The sequence below is a fragment of the Mesorhizobium sp. M7A.F.Ca.CA.003.01.2.1 genome, from assembly GCF_003998945.1.
Taxonomy (GTDB): domain Bacteria; phylum Pseudomonadota; class Alphaproteobacteria; order Rhizobiales; family Rhizobiaceae; genus Mesorhizobium; species Mesorhizobium ciceri.
The window spans coordinates 1-485 of record NZ_RZRA01001644.1 but is presented as its reverse complement, the minus strand read 5'-3'; the positions used below and the strand labels follow the sequence as shown (position 1 = coordinate 485).

Sequence of the window (485 nt, the reverse complement as noted above, 5' to 3'; positions counted from 1 at the left end):
GTTTGGGGTCGCTCAATTGGGGTCGGCAGCCTGCGTGAACACGCCATTTGCCACAACCACAATTTGGATTTGTTGCTGCACGCACGGGCGCTGTGTATTCAGAAAGCCTGAGGAGAGAGTGCGTGATTCGTGTGGCAGGCGACGATCGATCGCCCGGCCATGAGTTGTGAGATTTTGCAGGGATTTTTCGCCGATGGCCGATCTGTTCACCCTTTCCGCACCCGATCTGGCAGCGCTTTTGTGCAGCCGGGTCTGCCACGATATCATCTCGCCGGTCGGCGCGATCAACAACGGGCTCGAATTGCTTGATGAAGGCGGCGCCGATGAGGACGCCATGAAGCTGATCCGTCAGAGCGCCCGCAACGCTTCGGCCCGCCTTCAGTTCGCCCGCATCGCCTTCGGTGCCGCCGGTTCGGCCGGTATGTTGATCGATACCGGCGATGCCGAAGCGGTCGCCATCGCCTTCCTCAAGAACGAAACGCCGG

At 60.4% G+C, this 485-nt stretch carries 1 pseudogene; it reads left to right on the top strand.

Annotated elements, in window-relative coordinates:
* Positions 1–193 precede the first annotated feature (193 nt).
* Positions 194–485: pseudogene (locus EN969_RS34720) on the top strand (histidine phosphotransferase); the annotation flags it as partial.